The sequence below is a fragment of the Pseudoalteromonas sp. SWXJ133 genome (assembly GCF_015864365.1).
GTDB lineage: Bacteria > Pseudomonadota > Gammaproteobacteria > Enterobacterales > Alteromonadaceae > Pseudoalteromonas > Pseudoalteromonas arctica.
The window spans coordinates 131,431-153,763 of the sequence record NZ_JADYXJ010000007.1; the positions used below are offsets into that span (position 1 = coordinate 131,431).

20 protein-coding genes are annotated in these 22,333 nt (G+C 39.8%); 12 read left to right on the forward strand and 8 right to left on the reverse strand.

What is annotated here, in order from left to right; genetic code table 11:
- Positions 1 to 54: 54 nt before the first annotated feature.
- The 3 genes from I6F40_RS07605 to sixA are packed head-to-tail and all read right to left on the reverse strand — an operon-like array spanning position 55 to position 1,649.
- Entirely contained in the window at positions 55 to 792 is a 738-nt protein-coding gene (locus tag I6F40_RS07605; protein WP_166376769.1) for an SDR family oxidoreductase, read from the reverse strand.
- Between the two features lie 8 nt (positions 793 to 800).
- Positions 801 to 1,154, reverse strand: coding sequence for a RidA family protein (locus tag I6F40_RS07610; protein ID WP_024591642.1), 354 nt, complete (start codon positions 1,152 to 1,154; stop codon positions 801 to 803).
- Positions 1,155 to 1,178: 24 nt separating this feature from the next.
- Positions 1,179 to 1,649 carry a phosphohistidine phosphatase SixA gene (gene sixA, locus I6F40_RS07615; protein ID WP_166376770.1) on the reverse strand — a complete coding sequence of 157 codons (471 nt, stop codon included), beginning with the start codon at positions 1,647 to 1,649 and terminating at the stop codon, positions 1,179 to 1,181.
- Positions 1,650 to 1,841: 192 nt separating this feature from the next.
- On the opposite strand from sixA, the gene I6F40_RS07620 reads away from it, so the two are divergent.
- Together I6F40_RS07620 and I6F40_RS07625 are read left to right on the forward strand one after the other, a co-directional pair.
- A complete protein-coding gene (locus I6F40_RS07620; protein ID WP_010554661.1) occupies positions 1,842 to 4,565 on the forward strand; it encodes an insulinase family protein in 2,724 nt (907 codons plus the stop codon).
- A 54-nt stretch (positions 4,566 to 4,619) separates the two neighbouring features.
- Positions 4,620 to 6,872, forward strand: coding sequence for a sensor domain-containing protein (locus I6F40_RS07625; protein ID WP_166376771.1), 2,253 nt, complete (start codon positions 4,620 to 4,622; stop codon positions 6,870 to 6,872).
- On the opposite strand, the gene I6F40_RS19685 is transcribed toward I6F40_RS07625, so the two are convergent.
- Together I6F40_RS19685 and efpL are read right to left on the reverse strand one after the other, a co-directional pair.
- Positions 6,869 to 7,063 carry a hypothetical protein gene (locus I6F40_RS19685; protein ID WP_231609324.1) on the reverse strand — a complete coding sequence of 65 codons (195 nt, stop codon included), beginning with the start codon at positions 7,061 to 7,063 and terminating at the stop codon, positions 6,869 to 6,871. The two genes, I6F40_RS07625 and I6F40_RS19685, sit on opposite strands and share 4 nt — an antisense overlap.
- A 352-nt stretch (positions 7,064 to 7,415) precedes the next feature.
- Entirely contained in the window at positions 7,416 to 7,988 is a 573-nt protein-coding gene (efpL, locus tag I6F40_RS07630) for an elongation factor P-like protein EfpL (protein ID WP_007580599.1), read from the reverse strand.
- 194 nt (positions 7,989 to 8,182) lie between these two features.
- Here efpL and I6F40_RS07635 point away from each other — a divergent pair, with 194 nt between their 5' ends.
- Positions 8,183 to 8,569: an MmcQ/YjbR family DNA-binding protein gene (locus I6F40_RS07635; protein ID WP_166376772.1), complete on the forward strand. Its 387-nt coding sequence runs from the start codon at positions 8,183 to 8,185 to the stop codon at positions 8,567 to 8,569.
- Positions 8,570 to 8,605: 36 nt separating this feature from the next.
- On the opposite strand, the gene I6F40_RS07640 is transcribed toward I6F40_RS07635, so the two are convergent.
- The 3 genes from I6F40_RS07640 to fadI all read right to left on the reverse strand — a co-directional run bounded on the left by I6F40_RS07640 (position 8,606) and on the right by fadI (position 12,706).
- Positions 8,606 to 9,115, reverse strand: coding sequence for a GNAT family N-acetyltransferase (locus tag I6F40_RS07640; RefSeq protein ID WP_010554658.1), 510 nt, complete (start codon positions 9,113 to 9,115; stop codon positions 8,606 to 8,608).
- Positions 9,116 to 9,188: 73 nt separating this feature from the next.
- Positions 9,189 to 11,396 (reverse strand): fatty acid oxidation complex subunit alpha FadJ, encoded by a 2,208-nt coding sequence (gene fadJ, locus I6F40_RS07645; RefSeq protein ID WP_166376773.1) that lies wholly within the window; start codon positions 11,394 to 11,396, stop codon positions 9,189 to 9,191.
- A complete protein-coding gene (gene fadI, locus I6F40_RS07650) occupies positions 11,396 to 12,706 on the reverse strand; it encodes an acetyl-CoA C-acyltransferase FadI (protein WP_024608908.1) in 1,311 nt (436 codons plus the stop codon). The genes fadJ and fadI overlap by 1 nt, the downstream gene beginning before the upstream one ends.
- Before the next feature lie 306 nt (positions 12,707 to 13,012).
- Between fadI and I6F40_RS07655 the strand changes: the two genes are divergently transcribed.
- The 9 genes from I6F40_RS07655 (at position 13,013) to I6F40_RS07695 (ending at position 22,321) form a co-directional block, all read left to right on the forward strand.
- Entirely contained in the window at positions 13,013 to 13,969 is a 957-nt protein-coding gene (locus I6F40_RS07655; RefSeq protein ID WP_024598407.1) for an AAA family ATPase, read from the forward strand.
- A 3-nt stretch (positions 13,970 to 13,972) separates the two neighbouring features.
- Positions 13,973 to 14,917 (forward strand): DUF58 domain-containing protein, encoded by a 945-nt coding sequence (locus I6F40_RS07660; RefSeq protein ID WP_010554656.1) that lies wholly within the window; start codon positions 13,973 to 13,975, stop codon positions 14,915 to 14,917.
- A gap of 2 nt (positions 14,918 to 14,919) precedes the next feature.
- Entirely contained in the window at positions 14,920 to 15,354 is a 435-nt protein-coding gene (locus tag I6F40_RS07665) for a DUF4381 domain-containing protein (protein WP_004335624.1), read from the forward strand.
- Positions 15,347 to 16,333, forward strand: coding sequence for a vWA domain-containing protein (locus I6F40_RS07670; RefSeq protein ID WP_033028574.1), 987 nt, complete (start codon positions 15,347 to 15,349; stop codon positions 16,331 to 16,333). Before I6F40_RS07665 ends, I6F40_RS07670 begins: the two co-directional genes overlap by 8 nt.
- Positions 16,333 to 18,273, forward strand: coding sequence for a VWA domain-containing protein (locus I6F40_RS07675; protein ID WP_166376774.1), 1,941 nt, complete (start codon positions 16,333 to 16,335; stop codon positions 18,271 to 18,273). The genes I6F40_RS07670 and I6F40_RS07675 overlap by 1 nt, the downstream gene beginning before the upstream one ends.
- Positions 18,267 to 19,925: a BatD family protein gene (locus I6F40_RS07680; protein ID WP_166376775.1), complete on the forward strand. Its 1,659-nt coding sequence runs from the start codon at positions 18,267 to 18,269 to the stop codon at positions 19,923 to 19,925. Before I6F40_RS07675 ends, I6F40_RS07680 begins: the two co-directional genes overlap by 7 nt.
- A gap of 61 nt (positions 19,926 to 19,986) precedes the next feature.
- Complete coding sequence (locus tag I6F40_RS07685) at positions 19,987 to 20,544, forward strand: sigma-70 family RNA polymerase sigma factor (protein ID WP_032827217.1); 558 nt, start codon at positions 19,987 to 19,989, stop codon at positions 20,542 to 20,544.
- Positions 20,544 to 21,296: a DUF3379 family protein gene (locus tag I6F40_RS07690; protein WP_024608912.1), complete on the forward strand. Its 753-nt coding sequence runs from the start codon at positions 20,544 to 20,546 to the stop codon at positions 21,294 to 21,296. The genes I6F40_RS07685 and I6F40_RS07690 overlap by 1 nt, the downstream gene beginning before the upstream one ends.
- A 164-nt stretch (positions 21,297 to 21,460) precedes the next feature.
- Positions 21,461 to 22,321 (forward strand): Tim44 domain-containing protein, encoded by an 861-nt coding sequence (locus I6F40_RS07695; RefSeq protein WP_166376776.1) that lies wholly within the window; start codon positions 21,461 to 21,463, stop codon positions 22,319 to 22,321.
- The last annotated feature ends 12 nt before the right edge of the window (positions 22,322 to 22,333 follow it).

Consider the following 22,333-nt stretch of genomic DNA (forward strand, 5'->3'; position numbering starts at 1 on the left):
CTCAAAGCTTAACAGTCCAACATAGTGTCTCTTACTCAGCAAAATAGGTGACACTTACAAGCCACCAGCTACATCAATAAAACCACCTGTAGTGAATGAAGCGTCACTGGAAGCTAAAAAGTAAATTGCTGCAGCAACTTCCTCGGGTGTACCGCCTCTGCCAAGGGGTAATTTACTTTTAAGACGATCGACTCGATTTTTTTCACCGCCATCACTATGCATATCAGTGTAAATAAGCCCAGGTCTAACAGAGTTAACACGAATACCTTTACTTGCCACCTCTTTGGCCAAGCCAATAGTAAATGTGTCCATTGCACCTTTAGATGCTGCATAATCAATGTACTCATTAGGAGAGCCCGTTTTAGCGGCCCCCGATGATACATTAACAATACTACCGCCATTTCCCATTCGCTTTACTGCTTCACGACTACATAAAAAAGCACTAGTAATATTTGTTGTCAAAACTTCGTTTATTCGCTCAGCACTCATATCTAACAAAGGCATTTGTGGTTTTAAAATACCGGCGTTATTTATTAGTACATCAAGTCGACCAAAGACTTTATCTATATGCATAAATAAAGCTAAAACGTCAGCCTCTAGTGATACGTCACCTTGAATTACTTCAGCCTCAACGCCTAATCGCTTTACTTTTTCTGCCACCAATATCGCACTAGCTAAATCAGCTTTATAATTAATGCAAACATCATAACCATGCTTTGCAAAATATAGTGCAGTAGCTGCGCCAATACCTCGACTAGAGCCTGTGATAAGTACAACGGGGGAGCGAGTCATTAAAGCTATTATTCTTTTAAAGCTGCGACTACTGAAATTTCAACAAGCAGTGCATCACGTGCCATTTTAGCTTCTACGCAGGCACGTGCTGGTGCATAACCCTCGGTTACCCATGCATCCCATACTGCATTCATATCAGCAAAGTATTCCATGCTCTTTACATAAATAGTCGCGCTAAGCATATGTTCTTTTGAACTTCCCGCTTCATCAAGCAATGCCTCTACTTTATCAAGCATAGTTTGAGTTTGTTCTTTGATATCTTTTTGCGCGTCGGCGCATACCTGCCCACATAAATACACAGTGCCGTTGTGTTTTACAATGCGGCTCATGCGCGCACCTGTTTGTAAACGTTCTATTGTCATTTTACTTTACCCAATTATTTATATTTAAACGTTTTCTGGGGCATTTATACTTAAATAACTACTACGCTGGGTTTGCTCATCGTAACTAATAACAGCAACAGCACCCGTATTAAAAATGGGCATATTGCCAGGACTTAATTGGTCCACTAAATAACTTACAATAGGCATATGTGATACAACAAGCCATGTATTGCATTGGGGGTGAGTAGCAATAAGTGTTTCGATGTAGTCAGCAGCAATTTGAGGTTTGCCTTCGGGAATTATATCAGACGTGGTTTCGCTAAATTTAAATACGTTATTTTTAGCCACACCTGCAGCTGTTTGCTGTGCTCGAATGTAAGGACTAACTAACAGTGCATCAGGGTAATGTGCTTTACTGAGCCAAAGGCCCATTTTTTCAGCTTCTTCATGCCCTGCTTGGGTTAAATTTCTACCTGCATCATCAGCCTGCATGGGTGTTGCTTCGCCGTGGCGCATTATTAGGATTGTTTTCATAAAAAATCAACCGATTAAAGAATATAAAACAGTAGCCAGTTTGCCCGTTTGTCAGCTATATTAACAATATAAATCTATTTATTTCTAAAATAGTTCTTTCATGAGATTCAGGTAAATCTTTAAGCTGTACTTCGCTTTCCTGAAGCCATCATCTGTTGTTAACAAGTAAACGTTTAGTTTCAGGAGCATCATTTGAATATCAGCCGCAATGATAACAGAGCATACCGCGCCTTTACACTGGACAATGGTCTAAAAGTACTATTAGTGCAAGATAAAGATTCTACAAAAGCGGCAGCATCAATGGCAGTTAATGCCGGACATTTTGACGACCCTCTTGATAGGCAAGGCCTAGCACACTTTTTAGAGCACATGCTTTTTTTAGGCACTGACCAATACCCAGATTCAGGCAGTTTTAATAATTTTGTTTCGCAAGCTGGCGGCAACACCAATGCGTGGACCGGCACTGAGCATACCTGTTACTTTTTTGATATTAACAATCAAGAATTTGAACAAGCACTTACCCAATTTAGCCGCTTTTTTATTGCGCCTCTTTTAAATTCAGCCGAAACAGAAAAAGAACGTAACGCAATTGAAGCCGAGTTTAAACTAAAAATAAAAGACGACGGTCGCCGTATTTATCAAGCCCACAAAGAAACGGTAAATCCAGCTCATCCATTTGCTAAATTTTCTGTAGGAAACCTACAAACCTTAGCTGACAGAGAGCGCTGTATTAGTGATGAACTTCGTGACTTTTTTAATAGCCAGTACCAAGCTCAGTGGATGACTTTAGTTATTTGCGCAAACGAAACACTAGACACACTACAAAGCTGGACTCAAACTTACTTTGGCGCAATTAACGGCAACAAAAACCTTAAAAAGCCAGAGATCAGTGAGCCACTTTATCGCAAACAAGACATAGGAAAAATACTCCATATTGAGCCACATAAGCATATGCAAAAACTTATTATAAGTTTTGCTATGCCTAATATTGACGACTTTTATCGCCATAAAACAGTAAGTTTTATTGCCCACTTACTTGGCTATGAAGGCGCGGGTTCTCTTTATTCTATTTTAAAAGAGCAAGGCTGGATCAATGCACTTTCTGCTGGCGGTGGTATTAATGGCAGCAACTTTAAAGATTTTAATATTAGCTTAGCGCTTACCGATGAGGGTATTGAATACTTCGAAGACATTATTGAAATGGTGTTTGAATACATTTGCTTAATTAACGATAACACCGAAAAATTGCCACGCTTATACCAAGATAAAAAAAATCTATTACAAATAGCATTCGATAACCAAGAAAAGTCACGCCTGATTGATTGGGTCAGTAATTTAAGCATTAATATGCAGCATTACGATGAAGCAAACTACGTGCAAGGCGACTATTTAATGGAAGGCTTTAAAAAAGCGACCCACGAAATGGCCATGCAGTGGTTAACGCCACATAATATGCGCATCGTACTTATACATCCAGATGTAGAGCCTGAACATAAAACGGCATGGTACAACACACCATATAAAGTAGAACATATTTCACCTAGTTGGCTTGATGCCCTTAGCGAGATAAATAAGCCGTTGAGCGAAATGCTGCTACCTACAGCTAATCCTTATTTAACAAAAGAAGTGGTGTTATTTGATGTCGTAAAACCACAAACAAAACCCGAGTTATTAGTAAAAGAACCCGGTTTTGACTTTTGGTTTAAACAAGACAACACATTTCGTGTTGCTAAAGGCCATTTTTATTTGGCCATGGATTCTGATTTTGCCGTAAAAGATGTAAAACATATGGCACTCACCCGCTTATTTACAGATTTATTTATGGATAGTGTGGGCGAGCAATTTTATCCAGCAGAACTTGCGGGACTTAGCTACCACTTAACCTCGCATCAAGGTGGATTAACTCTACATACCGCGGGGCTTTCATCTAGCCAGTTAGAGCTTGTTGATCAATTAATAGATGCTTTATTTAATGTAGAGATCTGTGCAAAACGCTTTGCTGAATATAAAAAACAGCTTGTAAGGCATTGGCGCAATAGCAACCAAAACAAACCAGTCAGTGAGTTATTTAGCATTTTAGGCGCAAAAATAATGCCTTGGAACCCACAACCTGGGGAGCTTGCATCGGCATTAAAAAACACCTGTTTTCAGCAATTTAATGAGTTCAGAACAGACTTTTTTAAAGCACTACATGTTGAATCATTTTTACATGGTAACTGGCAGCAAAGTGATGCAATAGCCTTTCAAAAAAAGGTCGCAAATCACTTAAAAAACGCAACCATAATTGAAGATTTAAGACGCCCTCTTTTTGAAATTAAAAAAGTAACTCGCTACGAGTTAGAGCTTCCTTGTAACGACCATGCAATGGTTATTTACTATCAAGCGCAAACGGATTGCGTGGCCGAAAAAGTAAAAATGATGGCGTTAAATCATTTAATTAATCAAGATTACTTTAATGAATTACGAACTACACAGCAACTTGGCTACTTAGTAGGCGCAGGTTATGCACCATTTAATACGCGTGCTGGTATAGCATTTTATGTGCAGTCACCTAAGTTTGATGCAAAAACTTTATTGCATCGACATAACCGTTTTATTAAAAACTACCTTGATAACATTGATGCACTTGATGAAAACGATTGGCAACAGCAAAAACACGGCCTTAGTACTCATATTGCAGAAAAAGATAAAAACTTGCGCCTGCGCTCACAACGGTTATGGCTTGCTATAGGCAATAGAGATCATGAATTTCATATGCAACAACGACTTTTAGATGCCTTAAATGCGCTAACCCTAAAAGAACTAAAAGTTTATGCACTAAGCCTATTTGATGATAATAGACCAAGATATGAGCTTTTAAGCTCGGCAAAAGTCAATAAATCTCAAAATATGCCCGTTTACTCTCAATCTCTTTGACACTAGGTTTAGCTTGTTTTAAATTATCATTTGTAAATTAGAAGTAATAAAAAAATGATAAAAATAATAATAAAGCTAAGCATGCTTGTAGTACTTGCTTACTCATTTGAGCTTTTTGCCTTTGAGTCATCACTTAATTACAACTCCGACAATATACTTATACTAGCAAGCGCCATTATAGCGTTTGCTTTGCCCTACCTGTTATTTGTAATCCACAAACTTAGACGCTCACGCTGCCAACTCCATCTTTCTGAAAAACGCCTTAAAAGTACTGTTGAAGGTAGTGGCGATACACTTTGGGACTGGAACATAAAAACAGGCGAAGTTATTCGTATTAACGATAAGTACTTAATGGATTCAACTACCTTAATGGGGTTTCCGCCAAACAAAGGCCTTATTCACCCTCACGATATTAATAACGTTGAGCACTTGTTAAAAGTACACTTTGCACAGCAGTCTGCTTTTTTTGAAGCCACTTACCGGATAAAAGATACATTTGGTCGTTGGCATTGGGTGCTCGATCGCGGAAAAATAATTGAAAAAGACGCTAACTTATCACCTCTTAGAATGACAGGTACCGTTCGCGATATATCACAGTTAAAATCAACGGAAGAGCGCCTAAACCTTTTTGCTAAATGTGTTGAGTCGCTCACCGATGCCTTAGCAATTTACGATAAAAACTTTAAACTGGTTGATACAAACCCTAGCTTTTTAACCTTGTTTGGTGGCGTACGCGAGCAATACTTAGGAAAAGATTTTAACCTACCTGGGTATGAGCCAAGCTATACAAAAAAAATTATTGAAATAGTAAAAGAGCGCGAACATATCCAACAAGAAGTGAAGCTTCGTAATAGTGAGCGCGTTTTATTGCCTATAGAAATATCTATAGATGAAATTAAAAACGATCAAAATCAAATAACCAATTATGTCGTGGTTTATTCCGATTTAACAGAGCGTAAAAAAGCCGAATCGCAAATGCATAATCTATCGAATCGAGATCGTACAACCAGTCTGCCTAACCGAAATTTATTTTTTACTGATTTACATAAACTAGTAAAACTCAATTCGCACCACGCATTGCTTGTATTCGATTTAGATAACTTTAAAAAAATAAATGACTCGTTAGGGCATCAACTAGGTGACAGCCTATTAGCTAAATTAGCGATGCGCTTAAATAAACTAACCCGCGAAGATGATGTGTTTTATCGTTTAGGCGGCGATGAGTTTGCTCTGGTAATGTCTGACACTAACGACATACATGTAATTACACGCATGGCAAAACAGTTTTTAGCCGCCATTGCTACACCATTTAAAATGGCTGGCCACGAACTGGCAATCACCTCAAGTGTAGGTATTGTATTATTTCCAGAAGACGGTAATACACCTGAACTGCTCTTAAAAAATGCAGATACCGCCATGTATCATGCTAAAAAGAAAGGTAACAGCTACTTATTTTTTAACGACACGATGAACCGCCAAGCAGTTAAACGATTGCAAATTGAAAACCTCATGCGCTTTGGTTTAAAAGAAGACCATTTTGAAGTGTACTACCAACCAAAAATGAATATTCGCACAGGCAAGCTAACAGGAATGGAAGCATTAGTGCGCTTTATTACACCCAAAAAAGGCATTATTAGCCCAGGCGTGTTTATACCCATAGCCGAGGAAACAGGCCAAATAATTGAAATTGGTGAAGTGGTATTAAATAAAGCCTGCAGAGACGTAAAAGAATGGCTAGATAGCGGTTTATTTAGCGGCCGAGTAGCTGTCAACTTATCAGCAAAGCAATTTAGCCTCCCCGATTTAACTTCTCGTATTGACGTTATTTTGCAAAAAAACGAATTACCTTCTTACTTTTTAGAGCTTGAAATAACAGAAGGTACTGTAATGGACGACCCTAAAGAAGCCATTGCAATTATGCGTTCGTTAAGTGCCCGAGGTATTCATTTAGCAATGGATGATTTTGGTACTGGTTATTCATCATTAGCGTATTTAAAGCAATTTCCGCTTAATACACTTAAAGTAGATAAAGCATTTATAGATGACATGACCAACGAACGTGGGCGTAATATGGTCGACTCAATAGTCACTATTGCACATAACCTTGATTTGCATGTAGTTGCTGAAGGTGTAGAACAAGCTCATCAAATTGATATACTTAAAAAGCTTAATTGCGAAACAGTACAAGGTTATTACTATTCTAAACCACTATCAAAAAGTGAATTTACTGAATTTTTAAAGCAGCAACAAACTAAAGCAACCCCAAGCTTAATTAGAAAAAATAAAAATGTGGCGTCGATAAATTAAGGGCGCCATATACATGCATTTATTCCTACATTTCTAACTAAAGCACGACGATAATGTAGATTAAACAAGCACCAGGCCACAGGGCCAAGTATACCGCCTAAAATGAGCCATCGCTTAATTGGCATACCTTTTTTAATGGCTTCTAAATACATTAAAGCTATAAATGTAATACTTAGTAAAAATATAAACAAAGTCACCTCTTAAAGTTGCTCAAAAATACGGCGGTTATTCTAACGCTAACGTGATTAAATTTAAAGTCACAAATCCCCCGCGCGCACAAAAAAGCCGAACCTGTTAAACACAGATTCGGCTTTTAAAATTATAATTTATACCAATCTGCTTATATATGGGGTCTATTTAACGTTAAGAAAATTACGCTAGAACTAGGCAAAAGTTTTTATATCTAGTTGTTCTCGGCAATTGCTCCCTGCATTGCTCTACCTCCTGCATCCATGCAGTCGTAAATAAAAAACTTTTAACGACGTTATAGTGCAATTTAATTCGTTAAATTGATCAAAGATTTATGCAGGTTGGTATTACAAGTTACTTTTCAGCACGGCCCATAAATTTGTGTTCAACAGTATTAATACGGATACGGTCACCTGTTGAAATATGCTCTGGCACAGAAATATTTAAGCCAGTTGACATACGTGCAGGTTTTGAACGAGCACTCGCAGATGCACCTTTGATAGATGGGTCTGTTTCTTCAACAACAAGTTCAACACTTGACGGTAAATCAAGCCCTACTGGCGCGCCATCAATAACAATTACGTGTACGCCTTGTGTTTCTTCATTAACAAATAAAATTTCTTCGCTAATAGCATCTTTGCTTAAGTTGTAAGGCGTGTAATCTTCATTATCCATGAACACATACTCGTCACCATCAATGTACGATAGCATTACTTCACGGCGGGTTAAATCAGCCAGCGTTAGCATGTCACTGTCTTTGAATGTTTCGTCAACTTTACCACCTGTTACCACATCGTATAAACGCATACGGTATAAACTACCACCAGCACGACCTTGCGGCACAGAGCGCACAATATCTTTTACAACTAAAACGCGGCCATTGAAGTCAATAGCCGTACCTTTTTTAACATCACTCGCCTTTGGCATGTGTGAATTCCTATTATTTTTTTGATTGCCAGAAACATACCACGAACTGGATTTTGTTCAACTAAAATTACGTTGGTTTTACGCTACATGTTGTATTAGCTTGTAAAATTTTAATTTATACTAAAATACATATAATCAAATGTGAAAAAAACTGCTATGGTAGCTTTACCGAGTATGACTTCAAGGAATGGATCATGGACCAGAAAAAAGTACATGAGTATTTAGTTAAAAAACCACTTGTTCAGGTTACAAAACCATTTGCGCAAGAGGTTGATGTATATAAAGTGAATCATAAAATGTTTGCGACTCTTGCTATTGGCAATGACGGTCAAACTAATGATGATGGTGAGGTTATTTGGTGGCTTAACTTAAAGTGCGATCCTGATGAAGCAATATCATTGCGTGATATTTTCCCGGCAGTGATCCCTGGTTACCATATGAATAAACGCTTATGGAACACAGTAATTTTAGACGGCACAATTGCACAAGGTGAAATTGAGAGAATGATTGATAACTCATTTAATTTAGTCGTAGAAAACATGCCAGAAAAAGACCGAAAAGCTATTTCACTTCACTTGTAAACACTTTTTGGGCTAGGCTACTAGCCCATTAAAACCCTACACCTTAAGCGTATAAATTAAATCGTCATATAACTTTTCGCCTATTGTATGCACTTTAAAAAGTGTATCGGTATGGGTTAAACCGCACTTACCAAGCACCTTTTCAGAACCAATATTGCCACGCGTTACGACTGCTTTAAACTGCCTAATACCACATTCTTTCCAAGCCCAGTCAATCACAGCTCTTAGGGATTCTGTCGCGTAGCCTTTATTAAAATACTCTGGCAATAATAAATAACCAAGCTCTGCGGTTTCTCCGTCATAGGCAAAACCTGTAACACCCACAGGTTGTTTTGTTTGATTATTAATAATGAGTAAACACAGGGGATGACGTGATTTAGCATTCCACTTAGGCAAGCGTATCTCAAAGCGGTTTCTTACCAGTGACTCCATTGGCATATCAAAACAAAACTTAAGGACTTGAGGATCGCGATGAAGCGCTAGAAAAAGAGGCCAATCAGATTCTTCCATTTGGTACATGCTCAATCTTTGTGTAAATAATGTCATTAAGCTCCTCATTTATTTATAAAAACTATAAAAAAACCGCATTTAAATGCGGTTTTTTTATATAGCAGAAACTTTATTCTTTCGCTTCAATCTCTTTGGTAACTTCAGGCTCAGTTACACTTTGCTCTTGTAACTCAGTGCTTTGTACTTCAGGAGCTACAACCTCAACATGTGTTGCGTTATAAAAAGTAGCACCAGAGCTTGCCATTGTTACCAGTGATTCACATGGTGCAAAGTTAGCATCGCTGTTAGCTAATGTAGACATATCAGAGCTTATTTTACTCGCGCCTAATTTATCCATATATCTAAACGGGCCACCTAAAAATGGTGGAAAACCAATACCAAATATTGCACCGATATCGCCATCACGTGGGCTGGCAATAATGCCATCATCTAAACAGCGTACTGCTTCGTTAAGCATTTGCGATACACAACGCTTAGCAATTTCGCTCTTGTTTAAACGTGGAGCCGGGGTAACACCCAATAGTTCGTAAACTGACTCATCAACCTTTTTGCCTTTTTTATCGTATTCATAAAAACCACGACCCGATTTACGGCCAAGGCGTTTTGAATCAATCATACGCATAAATGCATCAGGGCCTTTAAAACGCTCGCCTAATTCTTTTTCAAGAATTGGGGCAATTTTAGAGCCAATATCAATACCTACTTCATCAAGTAGAGCCAGCGGTCCTACCGGAAAACCAAACTCAACAAGCGCTGCATCAATCTTTTCAATTGGCTCGCCTGCTAACATTAAGTTAGCAGCTTCGTTTAAGTAAGGCGCTAAAATACGGTTGACGTAAAAACCGGCCATGTCTTTTACAACAATTGGCGTTTTGCCTTGCTTACGTGCAAAGTTAACAACGCGGGCAATGGTCTCTTGAGACGTACCTTCGTGTGGAATAATTTCCACTAATGGCATTTTTTCCACTGGTGAAAAGTAATGCAAGCCAATTACATTTTCGGGACGTGCTGCCTGGGCTGCAATTTGCGATATTGGTAATGATGACGTGTTACTTGCAAAAATTGTATTTGCTTGGCATTGCTGCTCTACGTCTGCAACCATACCTTGCTTAAGAGCAAGATCTTCAAACACCGCTTCTATTACTAAATCAATGTGTTTAAAGCCACTGTAGTCAGTTGTACCTGTAATACGGTTCATTGTTAACTGCACATCAGCTTTAGACATAATACGACGCTTAAGGCGCTTGTCTAAAATTTTATAGGTGTAGCTCATTGCATTACTAATGCCCTGCTCTGCTACATCTTTAATACGTACCGGTACTTTAGCTTTAACAGCACTTACGTGCGCAATGCCTGCGCCCATTAGTCCACCACCTAAAACAGCAGTTTTGCTTATTGCGGGTGCGTCATCATTGCGCCACTCTTTTTTCATTTCAGTGGTTGCAAAGAAAATACCGCGAAGCGCTTTAGATTCGTCACTCATTACAAGTGTTGCAAAGCTTTCAGCTTCTGTTTTATACGCTTTTAGCTCATCAAGCTCTACACTAGCTCGCACTGCTTTAATAATAGCTAGTGGTGCTGGGTAGTGCCCGCCCGTTTTTTTAAGTACGTTTTCTTTGGCTTTTTTAAAGATAAAGTTACGACCAAACGGGTTTGACTCTAATAATTTACTAATATTGTCGAGCTTTGGCTCTTTTGCTTGTGGCTTTTTCTTAGTCGCAAATTCTTTTGCAACTTTTAGCAGCACACTGTGCGGTACGCAATCATCAAGCACGCCTGCTTTTTTAGCTTGCGTAGGACGAATTTGTTTACCGGTTAGCATCCACTCAAGTGCTTTTTGAATGCCGACAATTTTAGTTAAACGCTGGGTACCGCCGCCACCAGGTAGTAAACCAAGTTGCACTTCTGGTAGACCAATTTTTGTTAAATCACTGTCGGTACCAATACGGTAATCACACGCTAAAGCAAACTCTAAACCACCACCTAATGCAGCACCATGAATTGCACTAACTGTTGTATATGGCAGCTTTGTCATATCAAAAAATGCTTTATGGCATAGCTCGCTAATAGCTAAAGCATCTTCACGCTTTTGAACGCTATCAAGCATTTTTACATCGGCGCCAGCAATAAAGTTATCGCTTTTTCCGCTTATAAATACCATGCCCTTTACATTTTGCGACTTAGCGTCTTCTAGTAATACTTTTAAATCATCGGCAAAACTGCTGCGCAGGGTATTCATTTTCTCACCCGGCACATCAATCGTTACCACGGCGATTTTATTTTCATCTACCGCTAAATTAAATACTGAATCTGTCATTACGCGCTCTCCAATACAAAGGCTGCACCTAAACCACCAGCAGCACACGCTGTTGTTAATGCTAAACCGCCACCACGACGTTTAAGCTCGTGTAAGCTCTGCGTAATTAAGCGTGCACCTGTTGCTGCAAATGGGTGACCATATGCTAAAGAGCCGCCGTTAACGTTAAACTTATCCATGTTAATTTCGCCAATTGCTTTGCTGCGACCTAAATGCTCTTGTGCAAATTTGTCTGAAGCAAACATTTTCATATTGGCAAGTGTTTGCGATGCAAACGCTTCGTGCATTTCAATTAAATCTAGATCAGCAAGCGTAATACCCGCTCTATCTAGTGCAATAGGCGTTGAATGAGCTGGGCCCATTAACATATCTTTTTCTACGCCAATTGCCGAAAATGCAAAGCTACGTACGTAACCTAGTATTTCGTAGCCAAGTGCTTTTGCTTTGCTTTCGCTCATCATAAGTACGGCCGCTGCACCATCAGTTAATGGTGTTGCATTTGCGGCAGTAACAGTACCGTGCTGACGGTCAAAAACAGGTTTAAGCTTGGCGTAGCCTTCAACCGTTGAGTTTTTACGAATGTTGTTATCTTCTGAAATAAAGCTTTTATATGGCGGTAAATGTGCCGTCATTACTTCATCTTTTAACTTTCCATCAGCCCATGCTTGCGTTGCAAGTGAGTGAGAACGATGCGCTAACGCATCTTGATCTTCACGGCTAATATTATGTGTTTTAGCCATTTGCTCAGCAGTTTGCCCCATTGAAAGGCCTGTTGAGTACTCTGCAACAGCAGGAGGCACTGGTAATAAATCTTTTAAGCGCAGTTTTGAAAATATTTTTAAGCGTTGACCAAGCGTACGCGCTTTATTTAAATCAACTAAGCTGCCTGCTAGCTTTTTACTTACACCAATTGGCAATACTGATGACGAATCTGCGCCGCCTGCAATACCTACACTTACAGATCCCGCCATAATAGACTCAGCTACATTAGCAATAGCCTGAAAGCTGGTAGCACATGCGCGCGATACAGAATATGCATCAACCGATACCGGCATACCTGTGCCCAATACAATTTCACGTGCAATATTTGGCGCTTCTGGCATTTGTACTACTTGACCAAATACAAGTTGATCAATTTCTGACTTGTTGAAATTTAATCGTTCAAGCATTTCGTTAACCACCAATTTACCCATATCAAGTGCAGGTACATGGTGAAACGCTGTTGCTTGCTTTGCAAAAGGTGTACGTAAGCCGCTAACTATGGCAATACGGTCGCCCTTTGGTGTTTTTAGTATGTTTTGCTTAGACATTTATGCTCTCCCGCTGACAGGTCTGACCTGTTTGTTTTCCTCGATTCTAAACAACCCGTGTGCTAAAGCCAATAGAAAAACACAAATTTATATAAATAGTGTTTAATTACGACTATCACAATAGGCTTTTTTAGACGCATTTACAAAGTTTTGTGGTACGCTAAAAATCGTTAAAAAATAACGAACTATTTTAAAAAATACAGTCTAACTCTTGAGTTACCCAATTATAAACCTTATAAATAGGTCAGTATTTATCACCTAACACTATTAGGTACAAACCCAGCTGACGAGGACAGTCCACTTATTATGGCAGCTAACGCATTTTCACAATTAAAAACGTACTTAGATACACAAATCATTGGCCAGCCAGAGCTTACACAAGCGCTACTTATTGCTATTTTAGCTGATGGTCACTTATTAGTAGAAGGCCCTCCTGGGCTTGCAAAAACACGTGCGGTTAATGCACTTGCTAAAGGCATTGAAGGCTCATTTCAGCGCGTACAGTTTACGCCAGACTTATTACCGGCTGATGTAACAGGTACCGATATTTACCGCCAACAAACCAGCGAGTTTGTATTTGAAAAAGGCCCTCTTTTTCATAACCTAATTTTAGCTGACGAAATTAACCGTGCACCAGCCAAAGTACAATCAGCATTATTAGAAGCCATGGCTGAACGCCAAGTTACCGTAGGTAAAAACACCTATCCGCTTAGCGAGCTGTTTTTAGTTATGGCAACACAAAACCCGCTAGAGCAAGAAGGGACTTATCCGTTACCAGAAGCCCAGCTGGATCGTTTTTTACTGCACCTAAGTATTGGTTACCCTGGCGCAGAGCATGAGCTTGATATACTGCGTTTAACGCGCGGCGAAGCACTTAACGAGCAACAGCCGGTATTGCAAAAAATTAGTCAAAGCGATTTATTTGCAGCTCGTAAAGAGATACTAGGCCTTTATTTAGCAGAGCCGCTTGAGCAATATTTAGTACAACTTATTATTGCCACCCGTGAAGGCGCTAAATTAGATGCGCAACTAGGTAGCTGGATTGAATTTGGTGCAAGTCCGCGTGCAACAATAGCACTTGATAAATGTGCTCGTGCTCATGCATGGCTTCAAGGCCGTGACTTTGTAGCACCTGATGACATTCAAGCTGTTGTGCATAACGTACTGCGTCATCGCATTATTTTAAGTTACGAAGCCCAAGCCGATGGCATTACTAAAGATCAAGTAATAAGCCGTATAGTTGAACTTGTAGCCGTACCATAAGTTATGCAAAAACAATTGGAATCCCAAGCATGGCTCAAACAGAGCCATAGCCACGGTGTTAATTTAGCACTCAAAGAGCTGATGTATTACAAAGCCAAAGCGCAATTGCTTGAACTTGCCCCTAAGGTAAAAATAAAAAACACCTTAACAGGGCAATACCTTGCACCGCACAAAGGCCGAGGAATGGAATTTGCCGAAGTGCGACATTATCAGCAAGGTGACGATATTCGCTCTATTGATTGGCGAGTTACTGCGCGTACCGGCGAGACTCACACAAAGCTCTTTCAAGAAGAAAAAGAGCGCCCTGTGTTTGTATTTACTGATTTTTCTAACTCAATGCTGTTTGGTTCAAAGTTACTGTTAAAGTCGGTGCAAGCTGCGCATATAAGCGCTCTTGTTGCATGGTCGGCGTGTCAGCGCGGCGATAGAATTGGCGGTATTGTGTTTAATCAGCACTCGCATTTGGAGTTAAAGCCCAGCGCCCGTGAAAAAGCAGTCCTTAAGCTTTGTCATAATTTATGCGACAACCACCAGCAAGCACTCAACAACATTGATAAAACAGCCCCTAACAACTTTAGCGATAACCTAAAGCGCCTAAATCATTTAGCAAAACCAGGTAGCTTAGTGTATTTAGTGTCTGATTTTAATGCTCTGGATGATGCGAGCTTTAAGCAACTCGAAATATTAAGCCGCCACTGCGAGCTGATTGGTTGCCATATAAGCGATCCATTTGAGCATCAGTTACCTGCGTTTAAGCAAGCAGTCACCGTTAATGCAAATGGTCAAGACTTTGCCCTACCATTAATGGATAACAGCTTTAGAGAACGCTTTGCTAAAAATGCTGAGCAAGCATTTAGTACGCGCTTTAATCGCTTAACTAAATCGGGTCTTAATTTAATATCATTCAATGCAGCAACACCGCTTGAGCTGCAATTAGTGAGAAAATAACCATGCAAACCAATCCACTCGATGGCCTGCACGATATAATAGCGCCAAGCCAAGTTAATTGGTGGCCACTCGCCCCTGCTTGGTGGGTTATTATTGCACTGCTGTTTTTAGCACTGTGCGCAGCTATTTATATATTTTACAAAAAACATAAATTTAAAAAGCCTAAACGCTACGCAATACAATTGAGCCAAAGTGAGCAAAATCCTCAGCAACTGCATATTATTTTAAAACGTTTAGTGATTGAATATTACGACAAGCGCCTTGCTGCGCAATCTACCTCTAAATGGTGCACAACACTTAATACACTCACCGGTTTGAGCTTTACAGAACAAGAAATACTAAGCTTGTATAATCCCAGCCAAAAAGATACAACACTGTGCGAAAAATTTCGCCAAGGTATTAAGCAATTTAAAATAAAGGAGTCAGTAAATGTTTGAATTTAGCTGGCCATGGTTATTTTTATTACTGCCCTTGCCTTTATTACTTTTACTATTAAAACCCGCGGCAAGTAATGCCAGTACGCGTTTACGTATACCCAGTTTTGCAAAGCACAATTTAACCAGCCAAAGCATTGAGCCACACGCACGACGTTTAAATCCTTTCGAATGGATAATTTGGTTATTACTTGTTACTGCCGCTGCCAATCCAACATGGTTAGATGAGCCAATCTCATTACCAAATGAAGGGCGCGATATAATGTTAGCAGTTGACTTATCAGGCTCGATGACCGAACAAGACATGGCTTACAATGGCCAATATGTTGACCGCCTTACCATGGTAAAAGCCGTACTCAGTGATTTTATAGAGCAGCGTCAAGGCGACAGGCTTGGGCTGATATTATTTGGCGACACCGCATTTTTACAAACCCCCCTCACGCGCGACGTTAAAACAGTAAGTAAAATGCTCAGTGAAGCGCAAATTGGTTTAGTGGGGCGCGCAACAGCCATTGGTGATGCATTGGGTCTTTCGGTAAAACGCTTTGCCAATAAAGATGAAAGTAACCGAATTGTGGTGCTATTAACCGACGGACAAAATACCGCTGGTAATTTAAACCCAGAAGATGCACTACTGCTAGCTCGCGAAGAAGGTATTAAAGTGTACACCATTGGCGTTGGCTCAGATAATCCGCGCGGCTTTAGCCTCTTTAATATGGGTGGCTCTAGTGGCAGTAATTTAGATGAAAGCTTACTTAAAAAGATTGCCGAGCAAACTGGCGGATTATACTTTAGAGCCAAAGATGTAGCAGGCCTTCAACAAATTTACGCAGAGCTTGATAAACTTGAACCTATTAGCGCTGATGAACAAACATTTCGCCCACAAAGCTCATTATTTTACTACCCGTTACTTATCGCTATTTTACTTATTAGCTTAAAAGTAATGCTTAGTACACTGCGTGCATTAAAGGAGCCAAACTAATGGATTTTGAATTTATTCGCCCTGCTCTTTTATGGTTACTCATACCTGCTGTGGCATTATTTTTTGTTGCCTTAATTAAGCATAAAAAAACGACTAGTGAGCAGCTAATTGCACCGCATTTAGCACAATTTATAATGAGCGAAGCAAACACTAAAGCCAGCCAGCCACTTTGGTTAGTTGCTTTGTTTTGCAGCCTTGGCATTTTATTTAGTGCTGGGCCTAGCTTTGAGAAAAAACAAGTTCCTGTATTTCAAAGTAAAAGTGCCCGTGTAATTGTTATGGATATGTCGTACTCAATGTACAGCACTGATATTTTACCAAATCGTTTAATGCAATCACGCTTTAAAGCGCTTGATATGATTGAGCTATTTAAAGAAGGTGATACCGCGCTTGTAGCTTACGCAGGCACGGCCTATATAATATCGCCACTAACAAACGACGCCACAACACTTAGTAATTTAATTCCAAGCTTAAGCCCTGAAATAATGCCAGACAAAGGCTCAAACGTTTTAGCCGGTCTTGATATGGCCAAAGAGCTATTAACGCAAGCGGGTTATATTGATGGCGACATTATTTTAGTGACCGACGGTATTGACCAACAAGAACAAAGCGACGTGAGTAGCTTTACCAGTAACACCCAATATAGATTAAATATATATGGCGTGGGTACCGCTCAAGGCGCTCCAATTAAGTTACCTGAAGGTGGTTTTTTGAAAGACAGATACGGCCAAATTGTAGTACCTACTCTCAATGCCAGTCAGCTTAAAAATTTAGCATCGAGCAGTGGTGGTAAATTTGCTAGTTACCAGCCTAGTAATAACGACATAAATACGTTTGCCCCAAATGCACAGAGTGAATTATTGAAAGACGAAAAACAAAGCCACGCACTTTGGCGAATAGATGCAGGTATATACGGACTCTTGTTATTACTGCCATTTGGTTTGTATTTATTTAGACGCGCTGCCTTGCTGGGGGCTTTTTTAGCCTTTAGCTTTTTACCGCAGCAAAATGCGTATGCCGTAGAGCTTCCTACTCTTTTGCAAAATGCAGATCAACGTGCATTAGAGGCTTACAAAAATAAAGAATACGATGCAGCAACACAGGCGCAATCGAGTGAGTTAAAAGGCGCGGCGCTTTACCAGCAAGGTAATTTTGATGCTGCACTTAATGAGTTTAGTAATGATAAGTCGGCTAGCGGTTTATACAACTACGGTAATGCCCTCGCCAAAGCTGGCAAGCTTGAGGACGCCATTGAAGCCTACAAACAAGCCCAAACCTTACAAGACGACTTTACACAAGCAACTGACAACCAAGCTTTAGTTGAACAATTACTCAATCAACAAGAGCAACAAAACCAGCAAGATCAGCAAAGCGACGGCGACGACTCTCAAGACCAAGATGATAGCCAGAAAAAAGATGAGCAAAACCAAGGGCAAAATTCTGATGAGTCAAAACAGGATAAGCAACAAAATGGTGATAAAAGCGATTCTGAAAAAGGCGAAAACGAAAGTCAAAGCTCAAGCGATGAAGAATCTGATAAAGAATCAGATAAAGAGTCTGAACAATCAAAAGATCAACAAGGTGAGCCTGGCGAGCAATCAGACAAGCAAAATGAACCTGATATGCAAGCTCAGCCACAAAGTGAGCAAGGGCAAAATAAAGACGCTGACCAGCCTCAAGACGAGCAACAACAAAGTAAGCCACAAACAATGAGTGAGCAACCTGCTACTGATGAGCAAAAACAAAATGCTCAGCAACAAGCTATGCAAGCCCAAGCAAGTGAGCTCACTAATGAAGAAAAAGAAAAAGCACAACAGCTTAATCAACTACTTAGAAAAGTCCCGGACGATCCGGCTATTTTATTACGGAATAAAATGCAATTAGAAGCCCAAAAAAGACAATATAAACGTCGCCCTACAGGAGTCGAAAAATCATGGTAATGCGATTATTTTGCTGTTTATTGCTATTAAGTGCGATGCCTTCGTGGGCTGCCACCAAATTAGAAGCCAGCGTAGATAAAAACCCTGTTTTAGCGGGTGAATTTTTTATGCTTAATATATCCGTAGACGATACAGTTAAAGGCGAGCAACCAGACACCTCATCGCTGTTAAAAGACTTTGTGGTAGGCCCAACAAGCTTAAGCTCTCGTACCAACATTATTAATGGCAGCATTAATAAACAAACCACGTGGTCGGTTAAATTAATGACCCGTGCAGAGGGCGATTACACTATTCCTGCATTTAGCGTTGCAGGGTTAACCTCACAGCCTATTAAATTAAAAGTGGCAAAACGCTCAGTTGATGCAGATAAAAATAATGAAATATTTTTAAAAACGTCGCTCTCGAGTAATTCATTGTTTGTCCAAGAAGCCGGTGTTTACACTATTAAGCTTTACCTTGCGAAAGAACTGCTTGATGGTAGCTTAAGCACACCAAGTATGGAAGATGCTCAGCTAACCCAATTGGGTAAACAAACTGAAAGCTATGAGCTTGTTGATGGTAAACGCTACCTTGTTATTACTCGCGAGTATTTGATTCAGCCACAAAAAAGTGGTGCGTACACTATTGCAGGCCCCGCTTTTCAAGGACGAGTACAACAAAATTATCGTCAATTAGAAGTATCAGCTCTTGGCGACGATCAGCAAGTAGAAATCAAACCAATTCCGAGTGACTATAAAGGTGCATGGTTACCAAGCGAGCTGGTTAGTCTTGATGAAGAATGGCAACCTAACGACAACACCGTAGAAGTAGGTACGCCTATAACACGTACTATTACACTTACAGCGCTTGGGGTTACAAAAGAGCAATTACCTGAAATCTCTATGCCTACCATTGATGGCATACGCAGCTACCCTGATAAAAAAGAAAATAACAATGCAGTACGTGACGGACGCGTTGTATCGCAGCAAACTGCATCGTATGCATTACTGCCGCAAAAACCAGGTACTTACACTTTACCTGAAATACAGCTGCCTTGGTTTAATACTAAAATGAACCGTATTAGCGTAGCTACATTGCCAAAGCGCACTATAACGGTAACGCCAAGTAGTACCGCACCTAATACCGCCGTGGCAAACCCACAATCAAACCCAAACAATTTACCTGCTATTGAAAATATTTCGAATGAAGCGACAGGCACACAACGTATTGAAACTAAAAGTGATACTCCTCTTTGGTTAATAGTTGTTGCCGCTTTAGGGTATATTTTATGGATTGGTACTGTAATTTTTTACTTAATGACCCGTTCTACTAAAAATACGACTGAGAAATTACAACCAAACAACCGTGATATTTCTCAGCCGAGCTTAAATGAGCTTAAAACGCTCGCTAAAACACACGATGTGAAAGCTTTTTACACCGCATTAAATAGTTTTTCTGTAAAGGTGACTCACAAAAATGTTGGCGCTATTGATGAACTTTGCATCCGCGTAAACAGCAGCGAGCTTAATGGCCTCATTAGCCAATTGCAGGCACAACTTTATAGTAATAAAGGCGCAAACACGGATCTTAATGCTATTATTAAAATTCTTGAGAACTATCAAACTCAAGCATCAAAGTCGCAACAAGCTGTATTAAAAGACCTTTATGATTAATAACTACGATACTCAGGTCTTTTTTTGCAATAAATAATAATTTTTAATTAAAAAAGTGCTTATGCTTGGAAAGAAAAAATCAAACAATCAGGTCTTAATCGATATGGCAGAGAAACAAAAGCGTTATGAAGCCTTGGTCCACGTTTACAATAAAGAGCTTTATCGCTTTGCTTATTGGTTATGCCGTGATCCGCACATAGCAGATGATTTAGTACAAGAAACGTTTTTACGCGCGTGGCGTTCTCTCGACTCTTTACTTGATCAAAAGGCAGCTAAACCTTGGCTGCTTACTATATTACGAAGAGAAAATGCGCGCCGATTTGAACGTAAACAGTTTGATTACAGCGACGTAGAAAACGATACGCTTGTTGATGAAACCAGCCACTCATTAGATGATGAAATGGAGCAAACGGTTATCCAACGCCAGATCGCCCTGCTATCTGATGAATACCGAGAGCCATTATTACTACAAGTTGTAATGGGCTGCTCTGGTGAAGAGATCGCTGGCATACTTAATTTAAATAAAAACACGGTAATGACTCGTTTATACCGTGCCCGAAATCAACTTAAAGAGGCTTTAAGCCGTGATGATGAACAACTTAAAGGGGCATCAAAATAATGGATGAACTTGAGTTTCGTCGCCGCACTATTGCGCAGCCAAACGACATTGACAAGGAGCTCATGGAGTTTGCTAACAATAACCCAGAGCGACAAAGTTTTATTAATGATATGAAAGATTTTGATAAATTTATTCAAGACTCTTTAGATATACCTGTGCCTGAAAACCTTGCAGACCGCATTCTTTTAAACACATCGTTAAAAGAAAAAGCACTACAAGAAGAGCAAGCAACAGGAAAAAATGTAGTTGATGCCCGCTCGCGTTTTAAGCTTGACCGCGTGCATCTTGCATTAGCTGCATCTTTTGTAGTGGCTATTAGTGCCTTCTTTTTTAGTACAGAGCAAAATATTGCACACGAAGCGGGTGAGCATGCGCTTGCCCATGTGTACTACGAAATTAGTGCGCTTGATAAAAAAGAGCCCATTAGCCTACAAAGCGTTAACGACAAGCTTGCAGTATTAGGTGGTCATCTTGATGAGCTTCCTGGTGATGTAACTTACGCTATGTTTTGTGATTTTAAAGGCGAAAAAGGGCTACATTTGATATTTGAGTCTGACTTTGGTCCTATGACGGTATTTATAGTACCTTCTGAAAATAAATCATTTGGTTTTGGCGATGATAATTTCCGCGATGAGCGCTTTGAAGGTCATATTAACCGAGGCTCACAAGCAGATACTATTTTAGTGGCAAGTGTTGGAGCACCTCTAAATACTTATAACGAACGCGTTACTGGCGCTATTCGTTGGCTTTAAAATAAACAAATTTACCGCTTAGTCCCTACTAAGCGGTTTTTTGATTATATACCCACCAATAAACTTTTTCTTTTATACTCAAAACCTCTGATTTTTAAAGTAATTAATTAAACTCCTTAAGAAAGTAAATTATAATCGCGGCTCGATTTTAATTAGGGAATTTCATGAAGAACATCATCGTTATTTTTTCATTATTGGCATTATTATGTACTGCCAGTTTTGATGCACACACACGTAAAAAGTTTGGCAGTAGTAAACGCGGACAAACTCCTGCAACACAACAAACAGCACAAAAACAAAAAGCAGATACAACAACCCCAACAGCAGCACCTAAAGCCACATCAAATAAAAAAGGCATTATGGCTGGCGTTTTGGGTGGTCTTTTAGCGGGTGGCTTAATTGCAGCAATGTTAGGCGACGATTTTGAAGGTTTTCAGCTATTAGAAATGATTTTATTAGCTGGCGGACTATTTATTTTATTTAAGCTAGTAACAGGCTTTTTACGTGCTAATCGTGCCCCACAACTTGCAAATGCCAGTGCAGGTACAAGTGCTCAGCAAAATGCTTTTAAACAAGCACCTATCGAGCAACCAACAAGTACAGGCTTTGCTAACAGCGCCCCACAAGATGAAAGTGTCCCTTTTAATTTACCACCTAACTTTGACGTTAATGGCTTTTTGCAAGGTGCCCGTAGTCATTACCATACGCTACAAACTGCATGGAATAATGCCGATTACACCACAATGGCTGAATACTTAAGCCCTGCGCTTGTTGCCGAGTTTAAAGCTGAACGTGAAGCTATACAGAGTGTAGACACTGAAGTAATGTTTATTGATGCCGAACTTGTGCGTGCAGATACAAATGCGCAATCGTGGCAGGTTAGTGTTCGCTTTAAAGGTAAGTACCGTGATTTAGGCGATAAAAAAGAACAGCCTATTTTAGGAATTTGGCACTTAGAGCGTCTAATTTCAGACGATGCTCCATGGCTAATAGTGGGTGTTGAAGATTTAATTGATACTCAATAAGCTTTTATTATT

Coding starts and splice junctions, on each gene's coding strand:
- I6F40_RS07605 (WP_166376769.1), bottom strand. CDS start 792: ATGACTCGCTCCCCCGTTGTACTTATCACAGGCTCTAGTCGAGGTATT.
- I6F40_RS07610 (WP_024591642.1), bottom strand. CDS start 1,154: ATGACAATAGAACGTTTACAAACAGGTGCGCGCATGAGCCGCATTGTA.
- sixA (WP_166376770.1), bottom strand. CDS start 1,649: ATGAAAACAATCCTAATAATGCGCCACGGCGAAGCAACACCCATGCAG.
- I6F40_RS07625 (WP_166376771.1), top strand. CDS start 4,620: ATGATAAAAATAATAATAAAGCTAAGCATGCTTGTAGTACTTGCTTAC.
- efpL (WP_007580599.1), bottom strand. CDS start 7,988: ATGCCAAAGGCGAGTGATGTTAAAAAAGGTACGGCTATTGACTTCAAT.
- I6F40_RS07635 (WP_166376772.1), top strand. CDS start 8,183: ATGGACCAGAAAAAAGTACATGAGTATTTAGTTAAAAAACCACTTGTT.
- I6F40_RS07640 (WP_010554658.1), bottom strand. CDS start 9,115: ATGACATTATTTACACAAAGATTGAGCATGTACCAAATGGAAGAATCT.
- fadJ (WP_166376773.1), bottom strand. CDS start 11,396: ATGACAGATTCAGTATTTAATTTAGCGGTAGATGAAAATAAAATCGCC.
- fadI (WP_024608908.1), bottom strand. CDS start 12,706: ATGTCTAAGCAAAACATACTAAAAACACCAAAGGGCGACCGTATTGCC.
- I6F40_RS07655 (WP_024598407.1), top strand. CDS start 13,013: ATGGCAGCTAACGCATTTTCACAATTAAAAACGTACTTAGATACACAA.
- I6F40_RS07660 (WP_010554656.1), top strand. CDS start 13,973: ATGCAAAAACAATTGGAATCCCAAGCATGGCTCAAACAGAGCCATAGC.
- I6F40_RS07665 (WP_004335624.1), top strand. CDS start 14,920: ATGCAAACCAATCCACTCGATGGCCTGCACGATATAATAGCGCCAAGC.
- I6F40_RS07670 (WP_033028574.1), top strand. CDS start 15,347: ATGTTTGAATTTAGCTGGCCATGGTTATTTTTATTACTGCCCTTGCCT.
- I6F40_RS07675 (WP_166376774.1), top strand. CDS start 16,333: ATGGATTTTGAATTTATTCGCCCTGCTCTTTTATGGTTACTCATACCT.
- I6F40_RS07680 (WP_166376775.1), top strand. CDS start 18,267: ATGGTAATGCGATTATTTTGCTGTTTATTGCTATTAAGTGCGATGCCT.
- I6F40_RS07685 (WP_032827217.1), top strand. CDS start 19,987: ATGCTTGGAAAGAAAAAATCAAACAATCAGGTCTTAATCGATATGGCA.
- I6F40_RS07690 (WP_024608912.1), top strand. CDS start 20,544: ATGGATGAACTTGAGTTTCGTCGCCGCACTATTGCGCAGCCAAACGAC.
- I6F40_RS07695 (WP_166376776.1), top strand. CDS start 21,461: ATGAAGAACATCATCGTTATTTTTTCATTATTGGCATTATTATGTACT.